Raw genomic sequence first — 6,587 nt, 5'->3', positions numbered from 1 at the left:
CGCAGGCGAACGGCGGGCGGCGTCGGGACGGAACCGACAGGAGGGCTTGTCCGTCAGGACGCATTTTCATGAGGCTGAGCGCTTGAACGGAGTGACCCGATGGGTCACATAGAGCTATGCAGGCAGTCGCAGAAACCCCGATCTTCACCCGGCAGACGGAGAGGCTGTTCAGCGAGGACGAAAAGCGCGAGCTGATCGACTTTCTGGCCGAGAACCCGCTGGCAGGCGACGAAATCCCCGGCACCGGCGGCGTCCGCAAGGTCCGGTTCGCGGCCTCGGGCCGAGGCAAGCGGGGCGGGGCTCGGGTGATCTACTACTACCTGGACGACACCATGCCGCTCTACGCGCTGCTGGCCTATGCCAAGAACGCGAAGGACGACATGAGCTCCGAGGAAAAGCGCATGGTGGCGTCCCTCGCCGCCGCGCTGAAAGCCGCATGGAAGGAGAGGAAATGAGCAGCTTCGGCGAAGATCTGATCCAGGCAATGGGCGAAGCCCTGGCCCATGCCGAGGGCAAGAGTCCCGCGATCTTTCACGCCCCCGTTGATCCGCGCGAGATCAGGACGCGGGCGAAGCTCACGCAGGCGCAGATGGCGCCGCTGATGGGCATGAGCCTGTCGGGCTACCGGAAATGGGAGCAGGGCCAGCGGCGCGTCTCCGGGCCTGCTGCGGCGCTGCTGCGGGTCATCGAGAAGGAACCCGGCGCGGTGCAGCGGGCCTTGGCAGGCTGACGAGGCCCGCTGAGCGGGCTCACTTTCCGGCTGCTGGCGGCTCCAGCCAGATCACGCAGGCGTCGTCGCCGGCTGGGCTGGTCATGAACTCGCCGCCGGCCCCCTTGCAGAAGATCTTTGGATGTTCCCCGAAGGCGCGGGCATCGGCCCGTCCCTGCAGCCAGATGTGCCCCAGAACGCCCAGGAGGGCTCCCAGAGCCACGAGGCCGCCCGCTACGGCAAAGACCCCACCCGACCAGTAGAGGGCCTGCCGGCTGCCTTTCAGGGCCTCCAGGCGCATCCTGTTGGCCGCGGCCCTGACCTCGTCCTGAAGCCCGGCCACGCCCTTGGTAGCCCCGTCCCGGGCGGCTGCCAGGGTTGCGTGGTGGGTTTCGTTGATGACCTGCTCGGCCCTGCTGAGGACTTTCGCGCTCCGGTCATGAGCCTCCTCGACGGAGGCCTGGACGGCGGCGCGCAAGGCGGCGGCTTCCTTCTTGGTCGTGGCGGTGGCGGTGAGGTTGGTTACGTCCTGGCGCAGGAGCCGCACCTGGTCGCTCAGGTCGTTGATGACCTGGGCAGGGCTTTTGGGCGTGTCGCTCATGCTTCGGCCGCCTTGGCGTCGAGGTCCGCGAGCAGCCCGGTCAGCTCCTTCTGGTCGACTTCGCGGGTGGCGTTCTTGCGCAGGGTGGCGGCCATCCAGCGGGCGATCTTGGGGTCCTTCAGGGCCTCGCTGGTGACGATGGCCCCAACAATGATCTTGCGGCGGGTCTCGGTGGCCTTGGCACGGGTCCTGAGGCGGGCAAGCCGAGCCTGAGCTTCCGCAATCTGCTGGTCAATGGTCCGCGCCATTCTGCAATCCTTTGTTCGTCAATGGTTGCCAGACTGGCCCCAGAGCAGCTACGCTGCAAGACACGAAGTGCCCACTTATACAAACCATTCTGGTTTGTGTGGGCAAGGGAACCCTCGCGTTTCCCTTGAACCCTTGACGAAGTGCAGCGCGACATGGCGATCTATCATCTGCGGGCCACGATGATCTCCCGCTCGGCCGGGCGCAGCGCCACGGGCGCGGCCGCCTACCGCGCGGGCGAGTTGATCCACGATGCGCGCACCGGGCTCGACTTCGACTACCGCGCCCGCAGCGGCGTCACCCATGTCGAAATCCTCGCGCCTGCCCATGCGCCGGACTGGGTCCACGACCGCTCCGAACTGTGGAACCGGGTGGAGGCCGCCGAGACGCGCAAGAACAGCCAGCTCGCCCGCGAGGTCCGGGTGGCCCTGCCGGCCGAGCTGAGCCACGAACAGCGTGTCGCGCTGGTCCGCGACTTCTGCCAGCGGTCCTTCGTGGACCGCGGCATGGTCGCGGATATCGCCCTGCATGCGCCGGGGCTGACGGGCGACGAGCGCAACCACCATGCCCACATCCTGCTCACCACCCGCGAGATCGCCGCGGAGGGGTTCACCGCCAAGAACCGCGACTGGAACGCCGTGGCGGTCCTGGAGGACTGGCGGGAGGCCTGGGCGCAGGACAGCAACGCCGCCCTGGAGCGGGTGGGCCACGCGCTGCGGATCGATCACCGGACGTTGGAGGCGCAGCGCGCGGAGGCGCTGGAGCTGGCCGCCGAAGCGCATGAGCGCGGCGACGAGGCGGCGGAACTGGCCGAGAGGGTGCGCGCCGTTGCGCTGGACCGGGAGCCGTTGCCGCAACTGTCCCTCGGGGCGTGGCAGCTCAAGGAGCGCGGGATCGAGATCGCGGCCGTCCGCGTCTGGCAGGAGGTCCGGGAGCGCGCCCTTGAGGTCGGGCGCGTGGCGCAGGAGCTGGCCGGCCATGCCCGCGAGTGGCTCGGGCGGGTGGCCGAGCGAGCACTGGAGGTCATGGAGCCGGCGCCCGATGCCTGGGGCGACTTCTTCGCAGAAGCGGCCGGCGGCGGGCTGCGCGACGACCTGTCACGCGATCTGGACCGGGAGCGGCACGCGCTGGAGCAGGCCGAGCGCACCCGCCAGCTGGAGCTCGAGCATGAACGCGCGGCCCATGCGCTCCGGGACAACGGGCTGGATCACGGGTTGTAGCTTGTGGAGCCGGGCAGGCCCGCCCCGGAGACCTCACATATCGAGGGGGCGGGCCTGCCCGGTCGTCGCTTTGGAGGCCATTGCGGACGGTCGCGATGTGGCTAATGTGCCGGAATAATGGTCTCGAAGGTCGCCCTACTTATCGTTCTTGGATCAGGCGCATTGCATGTAATAATTGCATTTGCTCTCATCCACGGGATGGGCCCATTGCCGCGAAACTATGACTCTGAGTGGACTTCCAGACTTTTTCGGGGACAAAACGGTAGACTGGCCTTCCTAGCAGCCTGCAATGGTGTTGTGACGCTTGTCGGATTGGCAATATTCGCACTGGCCAGACCTGCATAAATCTCGCAAAGGGCAGTTTTGTCCCGCATAGCAGCCGTTGCCAAGGCCAGCAACGTCAGCAAGTGGGAGAGACTTTGAAGGAACTATTTCAAGCCATCAATGTGCCGTTTCTGTTCTTGACGATCACAACGAGGCTCTGTTGCACAAATCGGGTGATGGCCGAGGTTCCCCTTCCCCCGGACAGACCTATCCCACAGCTTCCGTGACAGGCATGCCGAGGGCGGTGTAACCGTTCAGGACGGCAATACGGACTTGAAGTTCTGCAACCTGACGGTGGCGGTCTTCCACGGCTTTGCGTTTCTGCGGGGCGGGATCACGGCGTGAGCGCCGCGGTCAGCGATTGCATCGTGGCACTTGCGGGTGTCGTAGGCACCGTCTGCGGTAACGCTGCCGATCTCCTCGTCCGCCGGGATCTGGTTGAGCAGATCGGGCAGGACCGGGGCGTCACCGATGTGGCTCCCGGTGATCTCGACGGCCCTGACCTCCAGCGTTTCCTCATCGATCGCCAGGTGGATCTTGCGCCAGACCCGTCGCCTGGGACCGCCATGCTTGCGGGCGTGCCACTCGCCTTCGCCCTCGACCTTGATCCCGGTGCTGTCGACCAGCAGGTGCAGCGGGCCCCTGGAGCCCCGATACGGGATGTTGACGGCCAGGGTCTTCTGGCGCCGCGACAGCGTGCTGAAGTCAGGAACCGTCCAGTCGAAACCGATCAGCCGTAGCAGGCTCTCGACGAACCCGGTCGTCTGCCGCAATGCCATGCCGAACAGAACCTTCATGGAGAGGCAGGTCTGGATGGCGGCATCGCTGTAGGTCTGCTGTCGGCCACGTCGACCTGTCGCAGCCGCCTTCCAGATCATCTCGGGGTCAAACCAGATCGTCAGCGAGCCCCGACGCTTGAGCGCTTCATTGTAGGCCGGCCAGTTCCTGGTCTTGTAGGTCAGGCGTGTGGGTCTGCTCATGCCGACCAGCTACCATGCTGGACTCACAACATGAATCCCTGAAGCGATTTGTGCAACAGAGCCGCCCCCGCAGCTCAACCGGCCAGTTTGATTAAGACAATCAAATGTTGTGGTAATTTTATGCCAATATCCGAGGTTTGCGCGCGGGTTGTGCTAATTAGATATATTTTTAAATGCTAGCTTGATTAGCCGGAAGCTCTAATTTCTCGATTTATCGATTCTGCACTTTGCATGACCATAACTAGTACTGTGCCGGTAGTAGGGTGTCTCATAAGAACTTGGAGGCAAATGTCATCAGTCAAGCTGATCCAGTGGCAATCTATCAGCCTCACGAGCTTGTTCCGGTATTCAGTTGCCTCCTTGATTAACTCCTCGTGACCCTTATTGAACTTATTATCTCGTTGAGCATGTAGCATCCATCCGCAAGCTTGGTCATACAATCTGCAAAAATCGTCTTGCGTAAGAAATCCTTCAGTTATAGGAACTGCTTCAAATAATCCGTTTGGATGTTTAATGGGCTTGGTTTCTGCTGGGCTAGGGTAGAAACTCGGATTTTTAGTTTTTATAAACCGCAAGAGCTTGGTTGCATTGTACTCCTTCTTCAAGATCTTTTGAGAGAGCTCGTAACCATAGTGGTAGTGAGCGCTTAAGGATGCAAACATAATTAATTCAAGGCAGTGCCGCAACTGCAAGAAGATTACTTCAATGTCGATTTCCCTGTAGCTGGTAAGTGAACTTCCCGTCTCCAGTTCTGATAAGACTTTGTTGATAACATCAATCCGATGTCGGATTTCCGCCATGTAATTCTCGTATCTTCCTATTACAGATTTCTGGCTCGACATATTATTCTTATCCATAGAAAGATCTCAACCTTGCAGGATATAGGAAGAGCTCTTTGTTTTATTAGGCGAAAAATAATTTCTCCGACATGATAGTCTACTGGTTGTTTTGCAGACAGCCAACCTCCGCCATCCGGCTGTCGTGGACAAGGCGCGGTTTCTCGGGCTGCGCAGCCTTGATCCTTTACTCATGGGTCAGGTTCTCCAGAGGCCAGAGGAGGTACAAAGGGCGAAGGTCTTGTCGATGCAGGTAGGCCAAAGCCACCCACTGCACCGTCCTCTTGATTAAATTGAAAACACAACCTCCGCGCGATCCCCCGCCCCTTTGCGGCCCTTACCATAACACCGGTTACGCCCAACGCGGCACCCGGGGGTTGAGCGGGGGGGCATCAGGACCAAGGCCAACGCCACGTCTTGCGAGGCAGAAGGGCGGGTGGATCGGCAAGGGGCACGGCCGGTCGGTCGGTCAGTTTCTCGGCCAGGGTGCGCCAGCGGTCGCGATCTGCCTCGGCCGCGCGCACCAAGGCGGCGCGTTCCTCAAGCCGGGCTTCCATCTGGGCAATGGTCAGACGAGCCGTTTCCAGATTATTGGCAAGCGTGGACCAGTCCGCCTCAGTGCGGCCCATGGGACTGCCTCGGTCCGATTCGGACCGATCTGTGGGACTATCCCGGTCCGAACCGGGGCGGTCCATGGTCCATCGATCCAACGCGGTGCGCTCAATGCGCCACTGATTGCGATTGTCCCGTCTAGCCTCAAGCTGGTTGGCTTCTATCGCCCGCATAATGGTAGATTTCCCAACCCCTGCGACACGGGCCGCCTCGCGCGGTGACAGGGTTGTCCGGTCCTGTCCCACGGTCCGGTCCGGTCCGGTTCGGGTCACCTCCCAGCGCCTTCAATCTGTTGCTGGGACGTCTTCAAGCGATACTCCCGGAGAAAGGCTACGCGATCGCCTTTAAAGAACAGCGCAGGGTTCACCCAAAATTGGTTGGGTAGCTTTGGCTTGAGGAAACCTTTTTGGATTAGTTCTTTCAGACCGTTGTGAAAGGTTCGGTCACTCATATCCAAGGCACGGCCGTTCAGCCCTTCATCGAACCAGATCAAGTTGACGGAGTCAGAGTAGCCGCCTGTCATCTTGGCTCGCTGATACTCGGCTAGAACAGCTTGAAAGACCCGCGCGCCGGTCCGCGTCAGATCGTATGCGGCCCTCACTCCATCAGCGAAGACTTTGACGAAGTGTTCCTCGTCCTTCTCTTCGATGACATGGATGATCGACTGCCCGACGACCTCGCCAGTGTCCGGGTCCATCAGATCCCGAGGACTGGTGCGCGTGCGCACGGTCTTATGCCGAGTCCTGATTTCTGAACCCGCCACAAATGGGTTCTCGTTTGGGGAGTATTCCAACTTCCGAAGGTTGATAGGGTTATCCACAGGGTGTCCTTGAGTGCAGCCTTTTGGACGTGTTTTCTTCGCTTGTCCGAAGCCTGATTGAAGGACGAGCGAAGAAAAATCAATGAAAACTTTCGTCTAAGGTCAGAATTTCTTCGCTCGACGTCAGAATTTCTTCGCTCGTGAATCAGCGTAGCTTGGCTGAATCGCTGTTTCCCTTCTCACTCTCTTCAAGGCGGAGGTTCCGGCGTGGCGATGGTCGCCGTGAGTGGCGCCCGCCA

At 61.1% G+C, this 6,587-nt stretch carries 8 protein-coding genes and 2 pseudogenes; 3 read left to right on the top strand and 7 right to left on the bottom strand.

The genetic code is table 11. The annotated features are described in order from the left end of the window. Nucleotides 1-116: 116 nt before the first annotated feature. Both HGN31_RS16235 and HGN31_RS16230 read left to right on the top strand, forming a co-directional pair. Nucleotides 117-455 (top strand): type II toxin-antitoxin system RelE/ParE family toxin, encoded by a 339-nt coding sequence (locus tag HGN31_RS16235; RefSeq protein ID WP_168784103.1) that lies wholly within the window; start codon nucleotides 117-119, stop codon nucleotides 453-455. Further along, a complete protein-coding gene (locus HGN31_RS16230; protein WP_168784102.1) occupies nucleotides 452-730 on the top strand; it encodes a helix-turn-helix domain-containing protein in 279 nt (92 codons plus the stop codon). The genes HGN31_RS16235 and HGN31_RS16230 overlap by 4 nt, the downstream gene beginning before the upstream one ends. Nucleotides 731-749: 19 nt before the next feature. On the opposite strand, the gene HGN31_RS16225 is transcribed toward HGN31_RS16230, so the two are convergent. Together HGN31_RS16225 and HGN31_RS16220 are read right to left on the bottom strand one after the other, a co-directional pair. After that, nucleotides 750-1,310, bottom strand: coding sequence for a hypothetical protein (locus HGN31_RS16225; RefSeq protein WP_168784101.1), 561 nt, complete (start codon nucleotides 1,308-1,310; stop codon nucleotides 750-752). Further along, nucleotides 1,307-1,558: a hypothetical protein gene (locus HGN31_RS16220; protein ID WP_168784100.1), complete on the bottom strand. Its 252-nt coding sequence runs from the start codon at nucleotides 1,556-1,558 to the stop codon at nucleotides 1,307-1,309. Before HGN31_RS16220 ends, HGN31_RS16225 begins: the two co-directional genes overlap by 4 nt. 153 nt (nucleotides 1,559-1,711) lie before the next feature. On the opposite strand from HGN31_RS16220, the gene mobQ reads away from it, so the two are divergent. Beyond that, nucleotides 1,712-2,776 (top strand): MobQ family relaxase, encoded by a 1,065-nt coding sequence (mobQ, locus tag HGN31_RS16215; protein ID WP_168784099.1) that lies wholly within the window; start codon nucleotides 1,712-1,714, stop codon nucleotides 2,774-2,776. Between the two features lie 531 nt (nucleotides 2,777-3,307). Here mobQ and HGN31_RS16210 read toward each other — a convergent pair. From HGN31_RS16210 to HGN31_RS16195, 5 genes and pseudogenes are all read right to left on the bottom strand, one after another. Continuing rightward, nucleotides 3,308-4,080, bottom strand: a pseudogene (locus HGN31_RS16210) (IS5 family transposase). Between the two features lie 185 nt (nucleotides 4,081-4,265). Beyond that, entirely contained in the window at nucleotides 4,266-4,880 is a 615-nt protein-coding gene (locus tag HGN31_RS16205; protein ID WP_168784098.1) for a hypothetical protein, read from the bottom strand. Nucleotides 4,881-5,308: 428 nt separating this feature from the next. Then, a complete protein-coding gene (locus tag HGN31_RS16615; RefSeq protein ID WP_244961246.1) occupies nucleotides 5,309-5,545 on the bottom strand; it encodes a hypothetical protein in 237 nt (78 codons plus the stop codon). 78 nt (nucleotides 5,546-5,623) lie between these two features. Further along, a pseudogene (locus HGN31_RS16820) lies at nucleotides 5,624-5,773 on the bottom strand (excisionase family DNA-binding protein); the annotation flags it as partial. Nucleotides 5,774-5,796: 23 nt separating this feature from the next. Next, a complete protein-coding gene (locus HGN31_RS16195) occupies nucleotides 5,797-6,225 on the bottom strand; it encodes a hypothetical protein (protein WP_244961245.1) in 429 nt (142 codons plus the stop codon). Nucleotides 6,226-6,587: the final 362 nt, after the last annotated feature.

The sequence above is a fragment of the Paracoccus sanguinis genome, assembly GCF_012689545.1.
Classification (GTDB): Bacteria; Pseudomonadota; Alphaproteobacteria; order Rhodobacterales; family Rhodobacteraceae; genus Paracoccus; species Paracoccus panacisoli.
Note: the sequence above shows the minus strand (reverse complement) of the source record. Positions and strands in the feature narration are given on the sequence as shown.